2 protein-coding genes are annotated in these 1,799 nt (G+C 37.1%); both read left to right on the top strand.

The window, feature by feature from the left end; translation table 11 throughout:
* The coding region (locus AC061C_RS15715) for an acetyl-CoA C-acyltransferase (RefSeq protein ID WP_478291953.1) at positions 1 to 1,062 on the top strand (1,062 nt) is incomplete at its 5' end.
* 71 nt (positions 1,063 to 1,133) lie between these two features.
* The coding region (locus tag AC061C_RS15710) for a C40 family peptidase (protein ID WP_478291952.1) at positions 1,134 to 1,799 on the top strand (666 nt) is incomplete at its 3' end.

Genomic DNA, 1,799 nt, shown 5'->3' with positions numbered 1-1,799 from the left:
GATAAAATTAATCTAGATCCAAATTTAATAGATGAAGTATTTATGGGTAATGTAGTTCAAGCTGGTGTAGGACAAGCTCCTGCAAGGCAAGCTGCATTATACGCTGGTTTATCTAATTCTGTTGCTTGTACTACCATAAATAAGGTATGCGCTTCGGGAATGAAAGCGGTGATGCTGGGCGCACAAGCAATACAGTGCGGGGATGCTGAAATTGTAGTGGCCGGCGGAATGGAAAACATGAGTATGATTCCACATTACCTCAACCTTAGAAATGGAACCAAATTTGGTCCAGCAACAATGATTGATGGAATGCAAAAAGATGGTCTTACTGATGCTTACGATAACAGCGCTATGGGAGTATGTGCTGACTTATGCGCAACAGAATATAACTTTAGTCGTGAAGATCAAGATAACTTCGCAATTCAATCGTATGAGCGTAGTGCAAAAGCATGGGATTCGGGTAAATTTGACAATGAAGTTGTTCCGGTTTCGGTTCCACAAAGAAAAGGCGATCCTATCATAGTTTCTAAAGATGAAGAATTCACTAATGTAAAATTAGATAAAATACCTTCATTGAACGCTGTTTTCACAAAAGACGGAACTGTAACTGCCGCAAATGCGTCTACAATCAATGATGGTGCAGCAGCTGTAATCCTAATGAGTGAAGAAAAAGCAATCGCTTTAGGATTAAAACCTTTGGCCTATATCAAAGGATATGCCGATGCTGCACAAGAACCAAAATTGTTTACTACAAGTCCAGCAAAAGCAATGCCTAAAGCATTAGAAAAAGCAGGAATAGCAATTAGCGATGTTGATTATTTTGAATTTAATGAAGCATTTGCTGTTGTTGGTTTGGCTAATTCTAAAATTTTAGGCCTCGAAGACAGCAAAGTAAATGTAAATGGTGGTGCAGTATCTTTAGGACATCCGCTTGGTTGTTCTGGCGTTAGAATCATTGTTACTTTATTGAATGTTTTAGAGCAAAACAATGCAAAAATAGGTGCTGCTGCAATTTGTAATGGCGGTGGCGGTGCATCAGCAATTGTAATTGAGAGAGCTTAAAATAATTATAAGGTATGGGTTGTAAGTTCAGACTTTACAACCCATAATTATTAAATTTTAATTAAATTTAGATGTTCGGAATTTGTAATTTAGCCATAATCCCACTTCGCCTTGAACCCAGTGACAGAAGCGAAATCGTTTCTCAAATTTTATTTGGTGAACATTTTGAAATTTTAGAACAACAAAAACAATGGTCTAAAGTCAAAATGCAATATGATGATTATGAAGGTTGGATCGATACCAAGCAATTGCAAACCATCTCTGAATCTAGTTTTAATCAATTATCATCCGAAGCCATAATCCTCAATGCAGATTTAATAGAATACATTACTGCTCCAGACAATCTATTGATTCCAATACCTCTTGGATCTTCTGTTTCTTTCCTGCACCATAATGATATCAATAGTGCTAATTTTAATTTTGAAGGAACTAAAACCAGCGGAGAAAAATCAAAAGAAAGCTTGATCAATTCGGCCTTTATGTATTTGAACGCACCTTACCTTTGGGGCGGTAAAACTCCCTTTGGTATCGATTGCTCTGGTTTTACACAAATGGTTTACAAACTCAATGGATTTCATCTGTTAAGAGATGCTTCTCAGCAATCAACACAAGGAGAAGCCTTAAGCTTTATTGAGGAGAGTGAACCGGGCGATCTTGCATTTTTTGACAATGAAGAAGGAACTATAATCCATGTTGGCATTATAATGGCTGACAATTACATTATTCACGCTAGTGGA

This window comes from Flavobacterium sp. GNP010, from assembly GCF_056428945.1.
The sequence above is the reverse complement of the archived record's forward strand: the minus strand, read 5'-3'. Positions and strand labels throughout refer to the sequence as shown.